Raw genomic sequence first — 21705 nt, forward strand, 5'->3', positions numbered from 1 at the left:
GTGACAAAATTGGAAATGATCGAAAAGCGAAGGGGATAAAGATGGCGATGATTATTAGCACCACAAAATAATTGCTGTAATACACTTGAAAGAAAGTAGTCCAGTGCATCCAAAATGCGAGGAGGATGCTTATGGCCCATAAAACTATTTTTATTGTCTTTCCTTTTGTCATCAGAAAATCTGTGAACTGAAGTGCAAGATAAAATGAAAGAAATGCCAGGACAAAACTAACCAGAATACGCGAATGTAAAAAAACAGCGCCGACTACGAAGAATAAGCCAACGATAAGGGTTGTATTTTTCAAATTCTTATTTTGCCAAAACAAATAAATTGCCACCAGAACACCAGGGAATACTGCCATCCCCACGATTGCCGGGTATTTCCCCCAATTGGCCGCAAATGCTGGCATCTGCCAACCGAATCCGCTTAGAAGGAGGGCAATCCATGCTGAGGTATTGTTTTGTGTGATGCCACCGACTAGCGCAAAAACGGAGAAAGGCAAAACTACGAGGAATATTTGCCCGAGCAGAGCCAAAAGTAAAGGTGAGTCAAACCCCCGAATGACGGTGAGCCATGTTGCCAAACTGTGAAAACCAAAGTGATAATATGGGCCTGCGATAGCGTAAAAAGAATTCCCCTCCAGGGTCGGCGATAGAAAATGCTGAACGATCAAATAATGTTCAGGAGAATCACTATAGGGTGGTAACTGCATATCTTTGAGAAAAGCCAGGCGGATGATCAGAAGCACGCTAAATCCCATGATGTACAGAATATGTGAGCGCCAGTCTTGCCCATGTCGTCCATGCAGAAAAAGTGCGCCTAGACCCAGGACAAACAGGATCCAACTACCTAAATGCAATATATTGGGCCATACGCGAGCCAGGGAAAATAAAGCAAAAGAAAGGAGAGCCAATATGATTGTTCCCAATGGCAGGCTCATTGGGAAAAGCAGCCAATCTATTCTCTTTTCTCGTGAAAGAATACTTGTAATCAGCCCCCCAAAACCAAGGACTGGCACCATGAATAATAGAATTTCTTCCCAATATCTTCCAGCTATGACTATCCCATCAAAGAATATCTGCATTTTAGGTTGTTTTTGCGATTAGGGAGTTTATTCCTTTGGGGGAATTCGATTGACCAGATAAACACCCAATAAGATGATGGAGCCTCCAACGAGGGAGACCCAGGTGATAGGTTCATCAGTAAGAATGACTGCTGCGACTAAAACGGCGACGAGCGGTTCAAGGTAAAGAAAGGCCCCCACCTGTGAGGCAGGGATGGCTTGTAAGGCATCATACCAGGCGATATAGGCCAGCCCGGAGCAGAAGATGCCCAGAAAGGCGACAGCCATCCAGCCATCAAAGCTTAGTTTCGGGATTTGGCTGAGATTGCCACCGGTGAAAAAGGCGACTGATGAAAATATCCAGCCGAAGGTCATCACATAAAACATCATCCTTGCGGCGGGATGTTTTTGAAGCCCACGTCGTGAGAGCGTGGAAAAAATGGCCCAGTTTAGTGCACTGATCAGGATCAGAATATCACCGGGGGTGCCGAAGTTGCCGACGGAAATGCCGCTTAGATCACCGTTGCTGACGACCAGAAGCACGCCCAAAGCCGCGAGCGCGATCCCGGCACTTTGTCCCCAGGTTAATTTTTCTTTTAATACCAGCCAGGCAAGTAAGGCCATGAAGATCGGAGTGGTGGCAACGATCCACGCGGTTGTGGTGGCCTGCGCAGTGACCAACCCTGTCGATTGCAGCCATTGATGCCAGGTAATGCCGAGAAATCCGAGCAATGCAAAATAAGCCCACTCATTTTTGGCAGGCCAGGCAAATTCCTTTCTCGCGGCAACTGCGACACCTAGAATCATGACGCCCATCCCAAAGCGCAGCCAGACGATTGTGATTGGCGTGACTTCTTTTACCCCGATCTTGGTCGCGATGAAGGAGGCACCCCAGACGACGACGGCAAAAAGAACTTCAAGATAAGGAAAGACTTTTTCTTTTGACATGCGGTTCCTTAATTAATTGAAGAATTATACTCTCGTACACGCCTCTTGCGGGTATAATATGGGGCGGAGGATCTATATGGAAATCATTTGGTACGGACAATCTTGTTTTAGACTAACAGAGCGCGGATTGGCCTCTGTAGTGACCGATCCCTTCGACCATAAGGTCGTGGGTTATGGAGAATTAAAGCTCAAGGCGGATATCGTGACCGCCAGCCACGATGCGCCGGGGCATAATTTTATTGCGGCAGTGAAAGGTTATTCTCATATCATTGATGGCCCTGGAGAATACGAAATTGGCGGCGTATTTATTACCGGCGTACAAACAAATGGACGCAGCAAAAACGATGATGATCAACCTCGTAATACCCTGTATGTTTTTGATTATAGTGGCCTCACTATAGCCCACCTTGGCGATTTACGAGAAATCCCCCGTCGCTCACAAGTGGATGCGTTAGGGACGGTTAATATAGCCCTTGTTCCGGTTGGAGCGGGGGGGGGGATGAGTGCAGCCAAAGCAGCGGAGGTGGTCAGCGTTTTGGAACCGAATATCGTCATCCCAATGCATTATGCGACTCCTGATGCAAAATTATCCCTTGATCCATTGGAGAAATTCATCAAGGAGATGGGGTTGGGAACGGTGGATCCCGAAGCCTCGATCAAGATCACAAGCGGAAGCCTGCCGGAAGAGACACGCGTTGTTGTCCTCGATTATCAGCGCAAATAGGAGTATCTAGTGGCAGTCAAAATTTTAATGACCTGGGATATTTCGCAAGATAATGAGCAAGAGTATTTTGAGTTTGTTATCAGCGAAATGATCCCCGGCATACAGCGGCTCGGATTTCAGCCTCTCGATGCATGGGCAACACTCTATGGCGATTATCCCCAAATTCAGGTTGGGATGATCGCTACGGATGCTGACACTGCTCAACAGATGCTGGATTCTGATGAATGGGGAATTTTGAGAGAAAAGCTGTTTGGCTTCATCGACAATTTTTCCTATAAGATTATTCCCGCGCGCAGCGGTTTTCAGTTTTGAGATGTAAGCTGATCAGAAAAAGGCTTTTTTCGAAGAGCGCCCCATTTTAAATTCAGAGAATGCTGTGCCACCAAAAGGAATGCTCAAATACTGGTTCTTTTTCTTTCTGCTAGCCTCACTTGAAGGAGGCTATGCATTATTTACGCTGCTGCGCATTCCCGCAGATCCAACAAACAGCTTCTTCCTGGGACTTTCTATCTCGCGCTTATCTATGGCAGGAATACTGTTGAGTATGGTATTCATCTCTGCGTGGCTGGGAGTGCTTGCTTGGCGAAAGCCACTTTGGAGGGAAACATACCTCGACCCAGGGAAATATCCAAAAACCTTTGACACGCTAACCTGTCTATCTGCCTTGAGTGCGCTGCTAGTATCCGTTGGCCTCTTTTTATTGCGCTTCTATGATCCCACACGCTTCCTGCCTCTTTTCGAGCGAGCCAAGCCCCTTGCCATTACGATCATTGTTTTAGGTTTACAACTTTCCATTTGGTTGCTTTTTCTTCGCAATGGTTTTGACTCCAAGTTTTTCAAAGACAGAAAAATAAATCGAGCGGCCGGGATTTTCTTTGGTATTTTACTTGCTATTTTTGCGTTTATTGCCATTACTCGCATTGGGCTAACCCCAGATGCAGCATATTGGGCTGAGCCAGGGGTGGCTTTGCAGGGTTGGCAGTTTGGCTTGGCTTTACTCGGTGGTTTTTTCACATCACTTCTTAGCTTGAAGATTGATCCCCACCTTAAAAAAACCGATTTAATCTTTGCCATATTGCTTTGGGGTATTGCTGTCGTGATCTGGCAAAGTGTCCCGATGGATGTTCTTAAGAACAGCTTTTACGGTCCTTTTGCTTATCCGCTTGGACAATCGCTTCCTTATTCTGATGCTGGTTTTTATGATTATCTTGCACAGGGACTTTTGCTAGGGAAGGGATTTATTACGAGTATTCCTCCGCGCCCTCTTTATATCGTTTTACTGGCTGGGTTGCATGCTCTCTTTGGGCTTGACTATAGTCTAATCTTTCTGGGACAGACCCTTATTCTTGCCCTCTTTCCGGTAGTCCTTTATTTTCTTGGGAATACGCTCCATAGTCGTTCTGCAGGCGTGACCGTGGCTCTCTTTACTATTTTTCGGGAATGGACGAATCTCCTTATTTCCTCACAGACGCGAGTTTCCAACTCAAAAATGACTTTGACGGATATCCCGACCGCTTTTGTCCTTAGCTTGGCCGCATTATTCGTCATTCGCTGGCTTCAGAAACGGAATCGTCAGCCCCTTTCCCCTCTTATTGCAGGTGGCATATTTGGGCTTCTACTTATCCTGCGCACCCAGTCAATGCTAATTTTGCCCCTGATTGTTCTCCTGGCTCTGCTCATCTTTTGGCCGCGATGGAAAGAGTGGTTAGTAGTAAGTCTTATCTTCCTTTTTGGTGTGACTCTCAGTGTGTCTCCGTGGCTGACGCGCAACACCCACATCACCGGGAAGATCACATTCGATGATCCCAGCCAGCTTGGGCTACTTTCGAGCCAATACAAATTTACCGATAACCTGAACTCGACTGATTTTGATCTTGCGAACGAAAGTCTTTCCAATTCAATACTTAGCTTTGCTCTCCAAAACCCTGGTTTTGTTGCGGAATTTATTTCCACTCATTTTCTTGCCACCGAAATAAATGGATTACTGGCCCTGCCTCTCATTGAGCCATTTTACGGATTTCAGGAACCCATTAATATTTATTGGACCAACTGGGATGGGCATCTTAGTTTTTACAACCAACTCCTGCTAATTTTTTATCTTGCCATAATCGCATTAGGTTTGGGTGCAGTTTGGTGTCGCTTCACCTGGATCGGTTTGACACCTCTTATATTCAATCTCGGCTATGCCCTCTCAAATGGAGTCGCCCGTTTTTCTGGTTGGCGATATGATTTTCCGGTTGATTGGGTTGCCTACTTTTATTTCGGGGTTGGTTTTGTTGAACTTCTCACTCTCCTGGCCTCCAGCTTTAGTGAAGACAGTGAAAAAATCTATTCTTCCCCACCTGAAAAAGTCCCTCACCAAAATATAAAGGGCTCCAGCCTCATTCTATTCTCTTTCCTCTTTCTCTTGATCGGCTCTTCTCCACTGATATTTGAAAATGCCATTCCCCCCCATTTTGAATCTTTCTCTGAAGAAGCTCTTCTATCTAAAATTTCCCCTTTTGCTGCTGAAATCGAAGTTTTTGCCGCACAGGACGGTGCCAGAATTCTTATAGGACGTCTACTATATCCGCGATTTTATCGGGACGGCGCAGGGTTGGCATCCGCACATCCTTGGCCTGCCTACGCTATCCGAGATTTTTCCAGAATGGGCTTTGTTCTTATCGACCAACAGAATACGCAGGTTGTTTTCCCCATTAAAAAGATGCCTGTCGAATTTCCCAACGCCGAAGATGTGATTGTTTTAGGGTGTCAGAAAGATGATTATTTGGAAGCGCGACTCATCTACTTGATGGATAATCAGGAGATTCTTCTAAACGAAAAGATTTTTGTTACCTGTACAGAATGATCGAAATCGCCCCGCGACTTTTAACCTGGTACCGCCAAAATAAACGGTTTCTCCCCTGGCGAGACCACCCCGATCCCTATGCCGTTTGGGTTTCGGAGATCATGCTCCAGCAAACCCGCGTGGATACGGTCATCCCCTATTTTGAGCGTTGGTTCGCCAAATTCCCCACGATCAAAGCTCTGGCGGATGCTGAGGAGCAGGAAATTCTCAATCTTTGGGAGGGGCTTGGTTATTACAGCCGGGCTCGCAATTTGCATAAGGCTGCTAAAATCCTTGTTGAAAGTTCCCTCTCCCTGGGGGAGAGGGCGGAGGGTGAGGGCAAACTCCCTGAAGATTCCGCAGCCCTGCAGAAGTTGCCTGGCATCGGGCGTTATACTGCTGCCGCAATTTCCTCGATGGCTTTTGGGCAGGATGCCGCCGCACTGGACGGAAATATACGGCGTGTTTATGCGCGCATATTCAATATTGCAGATGTTTTGGGCACCACAAATGCAGAGAAAATCTTTTGGGACCTGGCAGAGGAAAATATTCCCTCAGGGGAGGCTGGCGACTATAATCAGGCCCTGATGGATTTGGGCGCGCTGATTTGCACACCGCGCAATCCCTCTTGCGGTGAATGCCCTGTAAAAGAATTATGTCAGGCCAAAAAACTTGGCATACAGGATGAGCGTCCAGTGCGGAAAGCAAAAAAGACAGTACCGCATTATCTCCATGCGGCCGCGCTGATCGTCGAAGAGGGGAAGGTTTTGTTGGCACAGCGCCCGGAGAAAGGGTTGTTAGGCGGGATGTGGGAATTCCCAAACGGACGCGTAAATGGAGATCCTGCTGGGGAGTTGGTATCTGTAATTGATAAGGGATACCAGCTCAAGGTCCAGATTGTAGATCCGCTTGGAGAAGTGGATCATGCCTACACTCATTTCAAGATAAAAGAAGTAGCTTTTCGCTGTACGCTGATCCGATCATCCCACAAAGAGAATTTACGCTGGGTGGCATTGAATAAATTGGACGATTATCCGATGGGCAAGGTGGATCGGATGATCGCTGGAAAATTACAATGAGGAGAAGATCATGCCAAATTTGATTTTGTATCATGGAAAATTACATACGCAGGATGCAGACTATCCTGATGCGACCGCGATCGCGTTGCGAGATGGACGGATTTTGGCCGTAGGAAGAGATTCGGAAATTCGCGCCTTGGCAAAAACGGATACGGAGGAAATCGATCTCGAGGGGCGACGGGTACTCCCCGGCCTGACGGATTCCCATATCCATTTCTATGATTGGTCTTTATTTTTGGAGAGAATTCAATTGGATGATGTCGCTTCTTTGGCAGAGGTTCAGGAGCTTGTCCATAAGACGGCAAAGATGACGGGTCCGGGTGAGTGGGTCATTGGGCAGGGCTGGAACGAGGAGAGTTGGGATCCCCCAAAAATGCCGACCAGATCAGATTTGGATGCAGTTGCCCCTGATCACCCGGTGATTATTTGGCGCAAAGATCTGCATCTTGCCAGCGTCAACTCCCTGGCGCTTAAGCTTGCTAATATTTCTGGAGCTACGCCCGATCCCGATATGGGTGTGATCGAACGGGATGAATTCGGGAACCCAAATGGGATATTAAAAGAATTGGCGATCAATTTGGTACGAGATATTATGCCCCAGCCAAGCGAGATGCTAATTGATAACGCGATGAAAAATGCGATGATGAAGATCCATCAGCTTGGGATCACAGGGGTTCATGATATGCGCATCATGGGTGGTGAAGATGGCCCTCCTGCTTTACGCGCCTGGCAGCGGCTTCGTGATGCCGATGAGGTAAGGCTCCGTGCGTTGGTGATGCTTCCCGGAGAACTTCTGGATCAGGCCGTTTCGCTGGGATTGCAAAGCGGGCTGGGTGATGAGTTTTTGCGCATAGGCGGGATCAAGCTCTTTTCAGATGGCGCTACAGGAGCACGAACTTCATGGATGCTGGAACCCTTTGCAGATGGTGGATCCGGGATGCCGCTGACACCAATGAATGTTATCGCTGAAAAGGTTGCCAAAGCGGATAAAGCTGGGATCACAGCGACAATTCATTCGATCGGTGATCGTGCAAATCGTGAATTATTGGATGTTTTTAGCGAAGTTATAGGAAAGAACGAGAATCAGACTTCTTTGCATGGCCGCCATCGGATTGAGCATGTCCAGCATAGCCATCCCGATGATCTGGGGAGGCTTGGGCCTCTGGATCTGGTTGCCTCTGTGCAGCCCCTCCATTTGGTCGAGGATATCAGCATGGTGGATAAGGCGATTGGCGACCGTGGGCAATGGACCTATGCTTTTCGTGATCTTTTGGATGCGGGGACAATTCTGGCATTTGGCTCCGATTGCCCGGTCTCTTCTCCGAATCCCTTCCTGGGGATTCAGGCAGCCGTTACCCGTCAGCGTGCGGATGGGACCCCGGCGGGGGGCTGGTACCCCTCACAGTGCTTGACCGTGGAAGAGGCTGTTCACGGGTATACGATGGGTGCGGCCATCGCGGCTGGGGTGGAGAATGACCAGGGAAGTTTAACCCCAGGGAAGTTGGCTGATCTGATTGTCCTGGATCAGGATATATTCTCAATTCCACCGCTGGAAATTGCTAAGACACAAGTTGATAAGACTGTTTTTAATGGAGATGTTGTATTTGATCGACTCTCCTAGAGAATCCAACTATAATAAATATGAAAAATCGAAAAGGATTGTTCCCATATATTTGGTAGTTTCCCTTTTTCTATCCTGTAAAAGGCCAGCGGATATGCTTTCAAACATGGTTCGGCGGGATGAAAAAATTCAGGTTTTACTCAGGTTAATGAAGATGAGGGCAAAATTATTAATGGAAATACGCATAATTTGACTGGTGTGACTGTACACACAATTATTGAACTGATATTTGGCTTGGTAAATTGCACAATTCATGATTTTGCAAAGATTTCATTTGATCAAATTGCTTATATGCGATCTCGTTTGAATCGCAAAATCATAAACTTCAATGAGGCGAATCTGGCATTTGCCCAAAGTGCGTAGATCGCCTTGAAGTTGTCTGGTTTGATCCACTTGAACTGGATTGGCCTGTAGTAGATTACTATGATTATGAAGATGAGATAGACTGTGATGACGATTTCGAGAAATAATCGTGGTCAATTTCGAAGGATTCTTGATATTATAACCATTCAGATAGCACAAATTTTAAAAGTATGTTTTCCCCCTATCCGCCTCCAGGCTGGAGGGCGTAGGTTTTACACAAAAATTGATTACATTTTAGGAGCAAAATGAAAATATCTCAATCACCAGGCGGATGGCTTCTTGAACCTCCACAATGGCGCGTGGCCGTTTTAGCTAATGTCAAGGATGAAAATCAGCACCGCCCGGCAGGCATCCCTCCCGATGCCTATGCCGATTTCGACCATATTGATACCATTCGCGCTATTCAAGCTGCTATAGAAACAGATGGACATGAAACCACCTTTATCATAGCAGACGAAAACCTGCCTTTCGCACTTAGGGAGAATAAGCCTGATATTTGTTTCAATATTGCAGAAGGCTTGGGTGGGGATGCTCGTGAAGCTCAAACGCCAGCGTTATTGGAAATGATGCGAATCCCCTACACTGGCTCACGGGTCTTAACCAATGGGATTGCACTAGATAAGAATCTTACAAAAAGAATTTGGAGAGATCGCAATCTTCCAGTTGCTTCTTTTCAGGAATTCATCTCCGGAGATGAACATCTACGCCCTGAGCTAAAATTCCCGCTTTTTGTAAAACCATCTCGTGAAGGCACTGGAATGGGTGTTGATATGAAAGCTCTTATAGAGAGTGAATCTGAACTTTTTGAACGTGTCAATTATATTATCAATACATATAAACAACCGGCACTTGTTGAAAACTACTTGCCTGGGAGAGAATTCACTGTTGGACAGATTGGGCGTCCAGATGCTAAAAGGTTTAGTCGTTATCCTGAGTGGTATGAGAAGGATGGTTTTCATCGTTTGGCTATCCTGGAATTGAATACAGCCAAATCGGCTACCCCTGGCATCTATAGCCATGCTGCCAAAGCGCAACAACTGGGCGTAGAGGGTGCACCAGAATATCTCTGCCCAGCAGATATAGACCCAGTATTGGCAAGAAAAATGCACCGTTTGGCTTTACGAGCACATCGGGTTTTAGGTGCATTAGACGTCTCACGTGTTGATATCCGTTTGGACAATGAAAATAAACCACGCCTTATTGAAATCAATCCGTTGCCTGGACTAACCCCAGGCTATAGTGACCTTTGTATCCAGGCCGCAGCAGATGGGATCGCTTATGAAGATCTCATCCTTGAGATCCTATACCTTGCTGCAGGGCGTTGGGGAATGATTGCTCCAAGAGATATTTAAACATTAGGCCTCTTGCATATGTGCCCTCGGTGGCGTCCCCGCCGCCGCCCTGAAGGATGCTGCGCGAAGGACAGCGGCGAAAGCAGTATTAAAAACGGGCTATTGCAAGAAGTCTATTGTTTGTGAATGCGCTCAACGCTTTTCTGAACGTATTGCGTGTCCAGGAAATTCCCAGGCAAACTGATAACTTTCCCGTCCAGAGCGAAAATCATTAAGACAGAGCCTTTTTCTACAGGGAGGTTTTATTTTGAGCTACGGTATGCAAACATCTTTTCCACACGCAAGAGCCTCTATATCTTTTTTGTGGATCATCTAGATAGGAAATAATTTAATGGATATAAAAAAAATAAAATCCAATCACATCATCCCAAGCTCCGCTTTTTCAGTACCAAAATCGAAGATAAAGCAATATGATGTCTCGAATAAAAAGAAGCCCGAGGTAGGTGATCTCATCTTTGGTGAGGTGATCAAAATTGGACATCACAAAAGCATTCAAAACAGATCAGCTCGATTACATACACTCAATATTGGGACGCGTTCGGTTTTTGTTTTTGGCAACCGCTATGCCCCTGATCAATATGAAGGACTGGTGCCTGGTTCATTTATGGAACATGTAGATATCTTCAGCCAGGGCGGTATTGTTGGTGAGGTTAAAAGTCAAAACCAATTGATCAGTGCACCCACGGTTATACGGGTACTGGGTTATATTTGCGACTCCGAAGGAAAAGTAATCAACACGAGGGACCACATACTTTTACAACCAAAGAACACAACTCGAAAAAAACGTGGTGCAAAAGTTATTCTTTGTATTGGTACCAGCATGAATAGCGGTAAAACTCATGCAGCAGCGGCATGTTGTTATGCACTCTCTTCCTCTGGGAAGAACGTGAGAGCAGCGAAAATTACCGGTACAGCCAGCCTGAAGGATATTCTTTTAATGAATGACTGTGGGGCCGACCATATTGCAGACTTTACCTACTTCGGTTATCCGTCAAGCTATTTAATGGATCCGGACAAGTTGCTATGGATGTTTAACTCGTTTGATATGAAATACGGTAATGATCCAAAAAACTACCTGGTAATTGAGTTTGCAGACGGAATTTTTCAGAGAGAAACTGCGATGCTACTTAGGATGCCAGAGGTACGTGACCGCATTCACAAATTGATATTTTGTGCCCCAGGTTCAACCTCAGTTTTTGGCGGTATTCACGTTCTAAAGGAAGAATTTGATTTAGAACCTGATGCCATATCTGGTTTGTGTTCCAGCTCACCCTTAGCCATACGAGAGATCGAAACCTTTACCAATCTGCCAATTTTGCAAAGCATGGAAAAGGATTACAAAGCAATATTTAGAATCATTAAATGAGATTAGTAGTAGCCAAATAATAAAGAGTATTTCTGGAACATTATATTGAAGTATTAACATGTAAACGCTACATTTGTTTTAATCTTAGACCGTATAAACCCAAATTGGAGTTTTGTGCTTTCCTCGCACAAGGTGTTACGAAAGGCTCAAAAGAGGTAACAATCCGCTCAATTACAGGTTAAATAAAAAAGTGCCCTTGTTTTGCAAGGGCACTTCTAATTATATTGAAATTTCCAGTTCTATTGAAAAAAAACACGTTGAATCCATAGATCTCAAAAAATATATTTTTTGTTTTTAATTAAATTTATCTATCCAGCCGCGATATCTTCCAACATTTTGGTTGTCAATGATTTTGGTCGTTCGAGCGGCTGCCCAAGGGCGCGAGCCCACACATAGTTGGCTGTCACGCCCAAGGCACGTCCGACCCCAAAAAGAACAGTATAAAAGTCAAACTCGGTGATCCCATAATGATACTGGAGCGAGCCGCTGACCGCATCCACATTGGGCCATGGATTCTTGGCTTTGCCCTGCTCTTTGAGAACAGCAGGGATGATCTCGTCCATCATTTGCACAATCATAAAAAGTTCGTCGTTCGGGAAATGTTCCTTGCCAAATTTGAATTGGGCTGTATAGCGTGGATCAGGCACGCGCAAAACAGCATGGCCGTAACCGGGGATAACTCGGCCGCTATCCAGCGTCTCATTGGCATATTCGGTCAATTGTTCTTTTGTCGGTACGCCGTTGAATTTATCCTTGATACCCATCACAAAGGCCAGACAATTCTGATTTGCCAGACCATGCAGGGGACCGGCCAGTCCATTCATTGCAGCAGAGAAGGCAAAGAAAATATCAGAAAGTGATGAACCAACCAGGTGCATCGTATGCGCACTGACATTCCCGGATTCGTGGTCAGAATGCAGGATGAAGTACAGTCGGATCAGATCTGCATATTCTTTATCATCCACACCCATCATTTTGGCGAAATTAGCGCCAAAATCCAGATTTGGATCATAACTCGGCTCTGCTTTTGCTCTGTATTTCAGTTGATAAATGAAAGCTGCGATCACACCCAATTTGCTGGTCAATGTCATCGCATCATCCAGGGCTGGCTCCCATAAATCCATTTTGCTCATGCCTTCAGCATAGCGTTTCGCAAATTTCGAATCGTTTTGTAAGGTCAAAATGGCCTGGGAGAATAACGCCATCGGATGGGTATCCTTTGGCATATCTCGCAATACCTTGAAAACATGATCGGGGACATGACTATTCTTTGCCCACTCGGCTTCGACTTCCAGGGCCTGCTCTTTTGTTGGAAAGTCGCCAACCATTAAAAGATAATAAAGACCGCCGACATAGGGCATTTCAGCCCCATCTGGCTTGGGCAATCTTTCCAATACTACGGGAAGGGTATGACCGCGAAAACGGATTCCCTCATTTGGGTCAACAAAAGAAATGTCGGTTACGAGGGCTCTGACGGCACGCATTCCGCCATAAATCTGGCTGATTGTAACTTCCCCCACCACCTTATCACCATGTTCTTCGAGCAATTTGGTGACACGCTCACGCCATTCCGGCAATTGCGCTGAAATTTTATCATGCAAAATCATGGTATCTCCTCACAAGCTACTATACTGTTAAATGGCCGCACTCTTTTCCAAAATGCGGCTGGCCTGCCTAAAGCTCAACAAGGCCCTTAAGTTCTTCTACGCTTTTGGCGACAGCATCAGCGGAATTTTGCAAAGCTGTCTTTTCGTCTTCATTCAAATCGTACTCGATGATCTTCTCAACGCCACCTTTACCAAGCATGACGGGAACACCGAAGAAGATCCCCTTTTGTCCATATTCGCCATTCAGATAAGCGGCACAAGGGACAATAAGTTTCTTATCTTTCAAAATGGCCTCAGCCATCTGCGCGATTGCGGCAGAGGGGGCATAGAAAGCAGAGCCAGTCTTCAACAGACCAACGATCTCGCCCCCACCTTTGCGGGTGCGCTGTACGATCGCTTCCAATTTATCGGCATCAAGATATTTTTCCAGCGGGACGCCGGCAATATTCGAGTGACGGGTCAACGGAACCATCGAGTCGCCATGTCCACCGAGAACATAGCAATTGATATTCTGGACACTTACGCCTGTTTCCATGGCGATAAATGCACTCATCCGGGCGGAGTCCAGGATCCCGGCCTGACCGATGATCTTGTTTGCGGGTAACCCTGTTTTCATCATCGTCATATAGGTCATCGTGTCAAGCGGGTTGGTCAGGATCAGATAAATCGCGTTTGGCGAATATTTGATTGTTTCTTCCGCAACCGAACCGACAATATTGGCATTCTTCACCAGCAGATCTTCGCGGGTCATACCCGGCTTGCGGGGCAAACCTGCGGTGATCACAACGATGTCGGAATCTTTGGTATCTGCGTAGTCGTTGGATCCTAAAATCATCACGTCCTTGCCGATAATGGGCATGGCCTGAGTCATATCGAGAGCTTTGCCCTGTGGCATCCCCTCCATGATGTCAACCAAAACGATGTCGGCTATTTCACGCTCAGCCAGCCAATGTGCCGTTGTCGAACCAGTCATCCCAGCGCCAATTACAGAAATCTTTGCCATATCTCCTCCATGGAAATAAAGTGAACCTTGGGTATACATTAAACTTCGATAAATGTGATTGCATATATCCCAGATAGGATACTATCAAATCATTCAAGAGGCTAGTTTAATTTGTCATATTTGGAGTGTGTAATGTCTAACGTAAACTCATATAAAAAGAAAAGCTTGTCAAAGAGAAAAGACAAGCTTTTTTGTTTCCAATGGATATCTAAAGACCTTTTTCTTCAATATATCGGACCGCTTGAATCGCTGCGGCCGCTCCCATGCCTGCCGAAGTGACTACCTGTCGAAAATGCGGATCGGCCACCTCACCAGCGGCGTAAACGCCCTCAACACTGGTTTGCATCAGACCATCAACAACGATATAGCCTCCATCATCGAGGGCTAACTGACCGTCAAATATATCTGTATTTGGGGTGTGCCCAATGAAGATAAAAAGACCGTCCGTCTCGATGGCAGATTCCTCTTCCGTTTTGAGATTTTTTATTTTAACGGAAGCAACTTTTTCGTCCCCAACGACATCGGTGACGACCGTATCCCAGATAAAATCGATTTTCGGATTCTCGTTCGCTCGCGTTATCAGGATTTGACCTGCGCGTAATTCGTCCCGTCGGTGAATGATCGTTACGGAGGTGGCATGACGTGTCAGATAGAGGGCCTCTTCCAGAGCGCTGTCGCCGCCACCCACTACAACAACCTTCTTGTCTTTGAAGAACCAGCCATCACAGGTTGCACAATAGGATACACCTCGGCCGGTTAGTTCTTCTTCTCCGGGGATATTCAAATGATTGGGACGCGCACCAGTTGCGATGATGACTGTGTTTGCCTGATATTCGCCGCTCTCTGTCTTGATCTGGAAGGGGTGTTTTGTCAGGTCAACTTCGGTTGCCGTATCAAACTCGGTTATTGAGCCGAAGCGCTCAGCCTGTTTTTGGAATAGATCACCCAATTCGCTCCCGCCAACCCCCTCAGGGAAACCGGGGTAGTTTTCGATCATGTGGGTTAACGCGGCCTGCCCGCCTAATTCCATCCCCGTCAGGACAACCGGAGCCAACTCTGCGCGGGCTGCATATAGCGCAGCGGAAAAGCCTGCGGGCCCCGAACCGATGACAAGCATCTTTAGCGGCTCATCCCCATTTGCAGAAGGGCTGGATAGATTGGATAAATTTAGATCGAGCATATAAACCTCCGTTTATAAAAAGAACCCTGCGCTGGCAGAGTTCTTTGAGTTCAGGCAAGAAACCTATTTGACTATTGCCAGTAAGTCGGTGGCTTCCATAATCATATGTTCAACACCTTCCAGTTTAATCTCGGTGCCGGTATATTTCGGGAAGAGAACCTTCTGGCCAACTTTGACCATCATTTCTTCATCATCACCCACTGCGATAACTTCACCGATCTGTGGTTTTTCTTTGGCGGAATCAGGTAAGATCAATCCGCTGGCTGTTTTGGCTTCCTGTTCGATGGGGCGTACGAGAACGCGAATTCCCAAAGGTACGATATTTGTCTTCTTACTCATTGTCTTTCTCCTTAGAATTTTTTTCCTGCCCGATAACGAGCAAAATATCATTATAACAGCGCTATTTTATCAGATGTTTCGTGAGAAAAAAGGGTATCCACTAATCTCATACAAAATGCTTATATAACGGCCTTGTCTGTGATCTTCAAGGCTTCATCCAGCACTTCAAAACCCTCTGCTAACTGTTCCTCAGTGATATTCAAAGGCGGAACAATGAGTACAGTATGCCAATGAACGGACAAAAAGAGACCATGGTCGCGGCAATATTTATTAAAGGCTTCCATTTCAGAGCTGGATGAATCCCAAGGCGCCATTGGCTCTTTGGTTTCACGATTTTTGACCAGTTCAAGAATGCCAAACAAACCAATTGAACGAACATCGCCAACAGATGGATGTGCTTCTCCTAAATCGGTTAGCATCCGATTCAAACTTGGCCCAAGGCTTGCTGCGTTTTCGATCAGCTTATCATCGCGCATAACATTGACGTTCGCGATCATTGCTGCCAACGAAACGGGATGCGCAGTATAGGTTAACCCTGAACGGAAAATTTTATCTTCAAAAAAGGAAGCGATCTCATTTGTCATACCTACTGCACCGAGAGGCGCATAAGCTGAGGTAAGGCCCTTGGCCATCGTTATGATGTCGGGGGACACACCCCAATGATCCACGGCGAACCAGGCTCCTGTACGTCCAAAACCGCTCATCACTTCATCAGCGATCAACAAAATTCCATATTTATCACAAATCGCGCGCAGCCCCTGCATATATCCATCTGGTGGAATAATGACGCCGTTTGTCCCAGTGACCGTCTCTATCAAGATCGCCGCAATAGTTTCTCCTCCCTCGTAAAGGATGATTTCCTCAATATGATTGAGATAATCTTGTGTAAATTCAGCTTCGGAGATGTTGGGGTTCGTACGATGAAAAGTAGAACGATAACGATAGGGATCCAGGAAATGGACAACACCGTGCATCAGATTTGGCTCCCACTTCGTCCGGCGGGGATCGCCGGTGAGCGCCATCGCGCCGGCTGTCGCACCGTGATAAGAACGGTAGCGCGTCAGGATTTTGTGATGCCCAGTAAAGGCTCGCGCCAATTTGACGGCATTCTCGTTGGCATCAGCACCGCCGAGGGTGAAGAGGAAATGGTTAATGCCTTCGGGTGTGACCTCTGCCAAAGTTTTTCCCGCCAGCGCCCGGACTTTTGTCGCCATTGGTGGGCCGGCAAAGGGCAGCTCGTGCAATTGCTCTGTCATCGCGTTGATGATGCGCTCGTCGCCATGACCGGCATTGACACACATCGTCATCGAGTTGAAATCGAGATAGCGTTTGCCATCTGTATCCCAAAAGTAAACGCCTTTGGCACGTTCTACTGAAATCGGGTTGACCTTGCCCTGTGCAGACCACGTCCAGAAGCCGTGTTCGCGCATGAGGGGGAGTATTTGATCGTTATCTAATTCAAACATGAGACCTCGATATTCGATAGAAGAAAACAGAGCTTTTTTGTGCGGCGAATGGTATCACGGTTTGGGATTAGGGAAAAGAAAATCGGTGCAGGAGTTTGATGTCCCTACACCGATATAAAGGCGAATAGAAAGAAGTTAGATTCTCTAGGGTGTTGGGGTTGCTGTTGACATAAGTCAAGAGTAGGAGAAGATACCTGAGTGCTAATGAAACAGACCCACTCCGAATGCAAATGGGTCTGTTTATAAAACAACTTGCTTATTCAATTGTCACCTACACTTACTCGATGCCGCAAGCACCTGTCTGTTGATTTAGCTCGTTAAGCTTTCCTGAGATAATCCACAGGTGGGGTTTATCGACGAGGCCGCCAGCGGTTGGAAAGGATGAATATATTTTATGGGGAACCTCCTTTCGTTAGTCACTTCCATTATTGCGGATTTATTGCTGAAAAGCAAGTACCTTTCAGATTTATCAGAATTCGTTAATTCTTATGGGAAAAGAAAATCGGTATGATGAACACTCCCCTACACCCGCATCGTCGTTGTTGGTACGATCAGTTTTTAGCTAAGTACCAGATACTTCATACAGGTTAGCACGCCCCCGTTTGCCTATTAGCTTGATTATATTCGCCTTTCGCAGGCAATATGCCATTTTTTGTGATAGTTGTTTCCTGATGCCCATTCTCTCTGCCAGGTCTTTACCTGTAAATTCTCCCATCCCCCTGGGGAGCAGTGTATGCCAATCAGCTGGATTCTCAAACAAAATTTGATCTACGACCTCCAGCAAGCGACGCTCTTTGATTCCCCATCCTTTTCTGCGCCATTTTCGCTTCCCTTCGTACTGCCAAAATTCCTCTTCCTTTGTCATCAAAACTTCCAGCGAGAAATTGGAGTTCTCCAGCAATTGCGGAAAGCTGACCATTTCCCCAAAAACCTCCTCCACTCGTCCCCTTTTGGGTGACTTGCGGCGTGTGATTTCACCGCCCACATTTTTCGGCAATTTGACGATCCACTTCTCATAAGCAATGGGATAAACCAATCGCACGCTATGTGAACTCAGCAACTTGTTCAGCTTTGGTTTGATGGATGCAAAATTCCCTGTCTGGATTTCAACCAGTAAATCCCCTTGAACAATGTCGATCACAAAGCCATCCACTTTGACTTCAATTTGATCCCCAGGCTGTACATACCATTTCTTCAATGATGCGTGGAGCGGTTTTTCGTTTAGTACGCCAATATTTGACATTTTGAGATTATATCAACAAGGGGTGTACTGGCCTTTTCTGCTATACTGCCCTGCATGAAAACTTTCCCCCACACCCGGATCATCGTCGTCGGGACGACCAGCTCCGGTAAATCCACCCTGGCTGAAAATCTGGCAATTAAACTGGGTCTGGATTTCGTCGAGTTGGACGCCCTCTATTGGCAACCCAATTGGGTAGGTACGCCTGATGATGAGTTTGATACCAAGGTGGATGACGCAACGCACGGCGACCATTGGGTGGTTGCCGGGAATTACAGTCGTACCCGCCCCATCACCTGGCCTCGTGCGGAAGTGATCATCTGGCTGGATTATTCATTGCCCGTTATCTTTTGGCAATTAACAAGGCGTACCCTTCGGCGTACATTTACACGTGAGGTACTCTGGGGGACAAATGTGGAAAGACTTTGGCCGCACCTCAAGTTTTGGTCGGATGTGTCACTTTTTAAGTGGCTCTTCAAAACTTATTGGCGGCGAAAAAGGGAGTATCCAGCACTCATGGCGCAGCCAGAACATCAGCATTTGAAACTGATCCGATTTACTTCCCCACGGGAAACGCAGGATTGGCTGGAGTATTTATAAAAATGTCACTGCCTGTACTGTGCGTACATCGTCCCAATGTCCTTCGGGAGGCACACGTGCGAGGAAGGCGTAGCCTGACGTGGCAGTCTCCATCACATAGGAGGAGATCGCCGCGTCGGTTTATTGCCCTCCTCGCGATGACGAATCCCTAATTCCTTATCATCCACCGTACTAATAAACTCATCCCCCAAACACTGGCCAGCCCAAGAAAGATTGCCCATTCAAAACTGAATGCTGATTGCCAACTCATGGCAATACTGGAAAAAATCAGTGTCAGAACGATCAACAAGCCCAACCTGGCCAAATGTGTACGCTCCAAACGCTTGCTGTCCTCACCCTGTGCAGCGTAACGTAAACGGTTGCTGAATGAAGACAGGTCGTAAGCCAGTAACCCGCCCACGCCCCCGACCAGCATCCAGCCGAATGGCAAGTTGATCCAGAGTCCGGCCGCGGCGGCCAGTGTTGTGGCGGTCAGCCCTATCGCTGAGAACCATCTCCTCCGGCGCCAAATGCTCCATCCCCAGAGCAAACCGAGCCCAAGGATTGCAAATGCTAGATCCGGATTGCCACCATCATAATATCCCCAGGCCAGCGAACCAATCCCCAATAGCAAGTTAATGATCAATGCAATCGTAGACATATTTTCTTTACCTCGCCGTGGCTTTATGCCAGGCTGGTTGACGTCCGAGGCGACTTTCCAGCACTCTGTCGATTGGGATGTTTCCCTCCCAATTGACAGTCTGTATGCCAGAGCGCTGCAAACGCATCAAGAGCATATTCCGTTCCATGCGGATGATTCTAGCAGCCAGCCAGACCAGCATAAATAATGCCGCGATAGAGAAGAGGATGACGATCTACCTGCGTTGCCAAAGAGATTTCATCGAAAGGGATTTTACCACCACGAATTGGTGGGATGACGATTCATCGTGCTATACTTTTGACGTGCTAAACTCCTTCGATTGCAACGCTCCGCTTCACCCTGCTGCCAGACTTGGAATTGACCGATTCAATGACGGAAAATATTGGCTGGCGCATGAGGCTCTTGAAGATGCCTGGAACGCTGAGACCGGTCCTGTTCGTGATCTCTATCGGGGTATTCTGCAAGCAGCGGTGGTTTATCACCACATCAGCCAGCAGAATTTTCGCGGTGCCCTCAAGGTCTATCAACGCAGCCAAAAATGGTTGAAAAAATGGCCCGATACCTGTCGCGGTGTGGATGTGGCCGAACTGCGATCTAATCTGGATATGGCCCTCAGCGAAGTTAAAAGTCTCGGCTCAGAAAATCTTGCAAAATTTAAATCCTATTCCAAAATAACTTATGAAAAATCAACTTCCCTTTGAAAATAAAATCGTATTGGTGACCGGCTCCGGGCGCGGGATCGGACGTGAGATCGGCTTGCACTTTGCCAGGTTAGGCGCAGACGTGGTGATCAATTTTTTCCGCAACCGCGCTCCCGCAGAATCTACCGCTATCGAGGTTGAAAAGCTTGGTCGGTGTGCCTTGGTAGTAAAGGCTGATATGGGCAATCTAGACGATATCTCCCGTCTCTTTGACGAGATCGAAGCGACCTTCGGTGGCCTGGATATTTTTATCCACAATGCCGCCTCTGGCTATAACCGTTCGGTGATGGAGCAAAAGCCCCGCGGTTGGGATTGGACGATGAATATCAACGCCCGCGCCCTGCTTTTTGCCGCACAGCGAGCTGCCCCCCTGATGGAAAAGCGTGGAGGCGGGAGCATCATTAGCATCAGCAGCCCGGGGGCAAATTATGTCCTGCCAGAGTATGTGGTAGTGGGAGCGAGCAAAGCGGCATTGGAAGCGTTGACGCGCTATCTGGCGGTCGAATTTGCCCCGATGAATATTGTCGTCAACGCGGTCTCCCCGGGAGTTGTAGAAACGGATGCACTCAAACATTTTGATATCATTCGTGAACAGGAAGATATTATCGGAAAGGCCGTCAAGGCCACACCAGTGGGACGATTGGCAAAGCCCAGGGATGTGGCTGAAGTAGTAGCCTTTCTGGCCAGCCCATCTGCAGCGATGATCTGCGGGCAGGTGATCACGATCGATGGGGGTTATTTGTTGGCGATGAAGAATAGGGAATGATGTTAAAAAGTGAAAAGTTTAAAGTTTCTAGTTAACTTTTCAACTATCAATCGATTATCCGTATCTATCCAAATCTCCCGGTAACGTAGTCTTCAGTGCGCTGATTTTGGGGATTTGTGAATATCTCGGTGCCGGGGGCATATTCGATCAATTTGCCTTGCAGGAAAAAAGCGGCGAAATCGGATGTACGTGCCGCTTGTTGGACGGAGTGGGGGACAAGGATAACGGTATACAGCTTTTTAAGTTCTTCAAGTGCGTTTTCAACCTTTGCGGTCGAGATCGGGTCAAGACCGGAGGTAGGTTCATCCAGCAAAATGACCTCAGGCTCTTGCGCTAAAGAACGGGCAAGGCAGAGTCTTTGCTGTTGTCCACCCGAGAGGGCAATGGCGGGCTCATCAAGACGGTCGTGGACTTCATCCCAGAGGGCAGCCAATTTCAGGCTGCGTTCAATCGCTTCGTCGTGGCGGGATTTTCGCTTTTCTCCAGCGAGTTCGAGGCCATAGGTCAGGTTACCACGAATGCTAAAGGGCAGCACCACCGGGCGGGCGAAAACCATCCCGACTTTGCGGCGCAGGGCGATCACGTCGATATTCGGGTCAAGAATATTCTCCCCATCCAGGATGATACGCCCTGAAACGCTCTCGACGTCGGCCAGGTCGTTGAGCCGATTCAGACATCGCAGCAAGGAAGATTTGCCGCCTCCAGCCGGGCCAAAGAGCACGGTTGTGGCATTGGCGACGATATCCAGGCTGATATCGTGGAGGGATTCAGTCCCGTCGGAATATTGGAGAGTCAGATTTTCAATAACGATTTTATTCAT

At 47.1% G+C, this 21705-nt stretch carries 20 protein-coding genes; 10 read left to right on the forward strand and 10 right to left on the reverse strand.

All coding sequences use genetic code 11. The annotated features are described in order from the left end of the window. Window positions 1-1084 (reverse strand): hypothetical protein (locus AC3DOM_RS00580; RefSeq protein WP_487917074.1); only part of this gene is annotated, 1084 nt, incomplete at its 3' end. A 27-nt stretch (window positions 1085-1111) separates the two neighbouring features. Beyond that, a complete protein-coding gene (locus AC3DOM_RS00585; RefSeq protein WP_487917075.1) occupies window positions 1112-2011 on the reverse strand; it encodes a DMT family transporter in 900 nt (299 codons plus the stop codon). A 76-nt stretch (window positions 2012-2087) separates the two neighbouring features. Here AC3DOM_RS00585 and AC3DOM_RS00590 point away from each other — a divergent pair, with 76 nt between their 5' ends. From AC3DOM_RS00590 to AC3DOM_RS00620, 7 genes are all read left to right on the forward strand, one after another. Next, a complete protein-coding gene (locus AC3DOM_RS00590) occupies window positions 2088-2735 on the forward strand; it encodes an MBL fold metallo-hydrolase (protein ID WP_487917076.1) in 648 nt (215 codons plus the stop codon). 9 nt (window positions 2736-2744) lie between these two features. Continuing rightward, a complete protein-coding gene (locus tag AC3DOM_RS00595; protein WP_487917077.1) occupies window positions 2745-3047 on the forward strand; it encodes a hypothetical protein in 303 nt (100 codons plus the stop codon). Window positions 3048-3111: 64 nt separating this feature from the next. Continuing rightward, entirely contained in the window at window positions 3112-5583 is a 2472-nt protein-coding gene (locus tag AC3DOM_RS00600; protein WP_487917078.1) for a hypothetical protein, read from the forward strand. Next, the gene (gene mutY, locus AC3DOM_RS00605; protein WP_487917079.1) at window positions 5580-6641 is read left to right on the forward strand and encodes an A/G-specific adenine glycosylase; all 1062 of its coding nucleotides are present in this window, start codon (window positions 5580-5582) and stop codon (window positions 6639-6641) included. The genes AC3DOM_RS00600 and mutY overlap by 4 nt, the downstream gene beginning before the upstream one ends. Before the next feature lie 10 nt (window positions 6642-6651). Continuing rightward, complete coding sequence (locus AC3DOM_RS00610) at window positions 6652-8262, forward strand: amidohydrolase (RefSeq protein ID WP_487917080.1); 1611 nt, start codon at window positions 6652-6654, stop codon at window positions 8260-8262. A 608-nt stretch (window positions 8263-8870) separates the two neighbouring features. Then, a complete protein-coding gene (locus AC3DOM_RS00615) occupies window positions 8871-9977 on the forward strand; it encodes a D-alanine--D-alanine ligase family protein (protein ID WP_487917081.1) in 1107 nt (368 codons plus the stop codon). A 331-nt stretch (window positions 9978-10308) separates the two neighbouring features. Continuing rightward, complete coding sequence (locus AC3DOM_RS00620) at window positions 10309-11343, forward strand: hypothetical protein (protein ID WP_487917082.1); 1035 nt, start codon at window positions 10309-10311, stop codon at window positions 11341-11343. Window positions 11344-11651: 308 nt separating this feature from the next. On the opposite strand, the gene AC3DOM_RS00625 is transcribed toward AC3DOM_RS00620, so the two are convergent. The 6 genes from AC3DOM_RS00625 to AC3DOM_RS00650 all read right to left on the reverse strand — a co-directional run bounded on the left by AC3DOM_RS00625 (window position 11652) and on the right by AC3DOM_RS00650 (window position 18181). Then, entirely contained in the window at window positions 11652-12950 is a 1299-nt protein-coding gene (locus AC3DOM_RS00625; RefSeq protein WP_487917083.1) for a citrate (Si)-synthase, read from the reverse strand. Window positions 12951-13017: 67 nt separating this feature from the next. Further along, complete coding sequence (mdh, locus tag AC3DOM_RS00630) at window positions 13018-13953, reverse strand: malate dehydrogenase (protein WP_487917084.1); 936 nt, start codon at window positions 13951-13953, stop codon at window positions 13018-13020. 208 nt (window positions 13954-14161) lie between these two features. Beyond that, window positions 14162-15133, reverse strand: coding sequence for a thioredoxin-disulfide reductase (gene trxB, locus AC3DOM_RS00635; protein ID WP_487917085.1), 972 nt, complete (start codon window positions 15131-15133; stop codon window positions 14162-14164). Between the two features lie 63 nt (window positions 15134-15196). Continuing rightward, a complete protein-coding gene (locus tag AC3DOM_RS00640) occupies window positions 15197-15472 on the reverse strand; it encodes a co-chaperone GroES (protein ID WP_487917086.1) in 276 nt (91 codons plus the stop codon). Between the two features lie 119 nt (window positions 15473-15591). After that, window positions 15592-16938, reverse strand: coding sequence for an aminotransferase class III-fold pyridoxal phosphate-dependent enzyme (locus AC3DOM_RS00645; protein ID WP_487917087.1), 1347 nt, complete (start codon window positions 16936-16938; stop codon window positions 15592-15594). A gap of 562 nt (window positions 16939-17500) precedes the next feature. Next, the gene (locus AC3DOM_RS00650; protein WP_487917088.1) at window positions 17501-18181 is read right to left on the reverse strand and encodes a DUF8091 domain-containing protein; all 681 of its coding nucleotides are present in this window, start codon (window positions 18179-18181) and stop codon (window positions 17501-17503) included. Between the two features lie 54 nt (window positions 18182-18235). On the opposite strand from AC3DOM_RS00650, the gene AC3DOM_RS00655 reads away from it, so the two are divergent. Further along, entirely contained in the window at window positions 18236-18778 is a 543-nt protein-coding gene (locus tag AC3DOM_RS00655) for a P-loop NTPase family protein (RefSeq protein ID WP_487917089.1), read from the forward strand. A 148-nt stretch (window positions 18779-18926) separates the two neighbouring features. On the opposite strand, the gene AC3DOM_RS00660 is transcribed toward AC3DOM_RS00655, so the two are convergent. Further along, window positions 18927-19418, reverse strand: a complete 492-nt coding sequence (locus AC3DOM_RS00660; RefSeq protein ID WP_487917090.1) for a hypothetical protein — start codon at window positions 19416-19418, stop codon at window positions 18927-18929. Window positions 19419-19564: 146 nt separating this feature from the next. On the opposite strand from AC3DOM_RS00660, the gene AC3DOM_RS00665 reads away from it, so the two are divergent. Both AC3DOM_RS00665 and fabL read left to right on the forward strand, forming a co-directional pair. After that, window positions 19565-20119: a DUF309 domain-containing protein gene (locus AC3DOM_RS00665; protein ID WP_487917091.1), complete on the forward strand. Its 555-nt coding sequence runs from the start codon at window positions 19565-19567 to the stop codon at window positions 20117-20119. Then, window positions 20097-20885 (forward strand): enoyl-[acyl-carrier-protein] reductase FabL, encoded by a 789-nt coding sequence (fabL, locus tag AC3DOM_RS00670; protein WP_487917092.1) that lies wholly within the window; start codon window positions 20097-20099, stop codon window positions 20883-20885. Before AC3DOM_RS00665 ends, fabL begins: the two co-directional genes overlap by 23 nt. Window positions 20886-20949: 64 nt before the next feature. On the opposite strand, the gene AC3DOM_RS00675 is transcribed toward fabL, so the two are convergent. Continuing rightward, the gene (locus AC3DOM_RS00675) at window positions 20950-21705 is read right to left on the reverse strand and encodes a phosphate ABC transporter ATP-binding protein (RefSeq protein WP_487917093.1); all 756 of its coding nucleotides are present in this window, start codon (window positions 21703-21705) and stop codon (window positions 20950-20952) included.

The sequence above is a fragment of the Candidatus Desulfolinea nitratireducens genome (genome assembly GCF_982879505.1).

What these genes read in the sequence shown, in the direction of transcription:
- AC3DOM_RS00585 (WP_487917075.1), bottom strand. Translation starts at nt 2,011, where the DNA reads ATGTCAAAAGAAAAAGTCTTTCCTTATCTTGAAGTTCTTTTTGCCGTC.
- AC3DOM_RS00590 (WP_487917076.1), top strand. Translation starts at nt 2,088, where the DNA reads ATGGAAATCATTTGGTACGGACAATCTTGTTTTAGACTAACAGAGCGC.
- mutY (WP_487917079.1), top strand. Translation starts at nt 5,580, where the DNA reads ATGATCGAAATCGCCCCGCGACTTTTAACCTGGTACCGCCAAAATAAA.
- AC3DOM_RS00610 (WP_487917080.1), top strand. Translation starts at nt 6,652, where the DNA reads ATGCCAAATTTGATTTTGTATCATGGAAAATTACATACGCAGGATGCA.
- AC3DOM_RS00615 (WP_487917081.1), top strand. Translation starts at nt 8,871, where the DNA reads ATGAAAATATCTCAATCACCAGGCGGATGGCTTCTTGAACCTCCACAA.
- AC3DOM_RS00620 (WP_487917082.1), top strand. Translation starts at nt 10,309, where the DNA reads ATGGATATAAAAAAAATAAAATCCAATCACATCATCCCAAGCTCCGCT.
- AC3DOM_RS00625 (WP_487917083.1), bottom strand. Translation starts at nt 12,950, where the DNA reads ATGATTTTGCATGATAAAATTTCAGCGCAATTGCCGGAATGGCGTGAG.
- mdh (WP_487917084.1), bottom strand. Translation starts at nt 13,953, where the DNA reads ATGGCAAAGATTTCTGTAATTGGCGCTGGGATGACTGGTTCGACAACG.
- trxB (WP_487917085.1), bottom strand. Translation starts at nt 15,133, where the DNA reads ATGCTCGATCTAAATTTATCCAATCTATCCAGCCCTTCTGCAAATGGG.
- AC3DOM_RS00640 (WP_487917086.1), bottom strand. Translation starts at nt 15,472, where the DNA reads ATGAGTAAGAAGACAAATATCGTACCTTTGGGAATTCGCGTTCTCGTA.
- AC3DOM_RS00645 (WP_487917087.1), bottom strand. Translation starts at nt 16,938, where the DNA reads ATGTTTGAATTAGATAACGATCAAATACTCCCCCTCATGCGCGAACAC.
- AC3DOM_RS00650 (WP_487917088.1), bottom strand. Translation starts at nt 18,181, where the DNA reads ATGTCAAATATTGGCGTACTAAACGAAAAACCGCTCCACGCATCATTG.
- AC3DOM_RS00655 (WP_487917089.1), top strand. Translation starts at nt 18,236, where the DNA reads ATGAAAACTTTCCCCCACACCCGGATCATCGTCGTCGGGACGACCAGC.
- AC3DOM_RS00660 (WP_487917090.1), bottom strand. Translation starts at nt 19,418, where the DNA reads ATGTCTACGATTGCATTGATCATTAACTTGCTATTGGGGATTGGTTCG.
- AC3DOM_RS00665 (WP_487917091.1), top strand. Translation starts at nt 19,565, where the DNA reads ATGCGGATGATTCTAGCAGCCAGCCAGACCAGCATAAATAATGCCGCG.
- fabL (WP_487917092.1), top strand. Translation starts at nt 20,097, where the DNA reads ATGAAAAATCAACTTCCCTTTGAAAATAAAATCGTATTGGTGACCGGC.
- AC3DOM_RS00675 (WP_487917093.1), bottom strand. Translation starts at nt 21,705, where the DNA reads ATGAATAAAATCGTTATTGAAAATCTGACTCTCCAATATTCCGACGGG.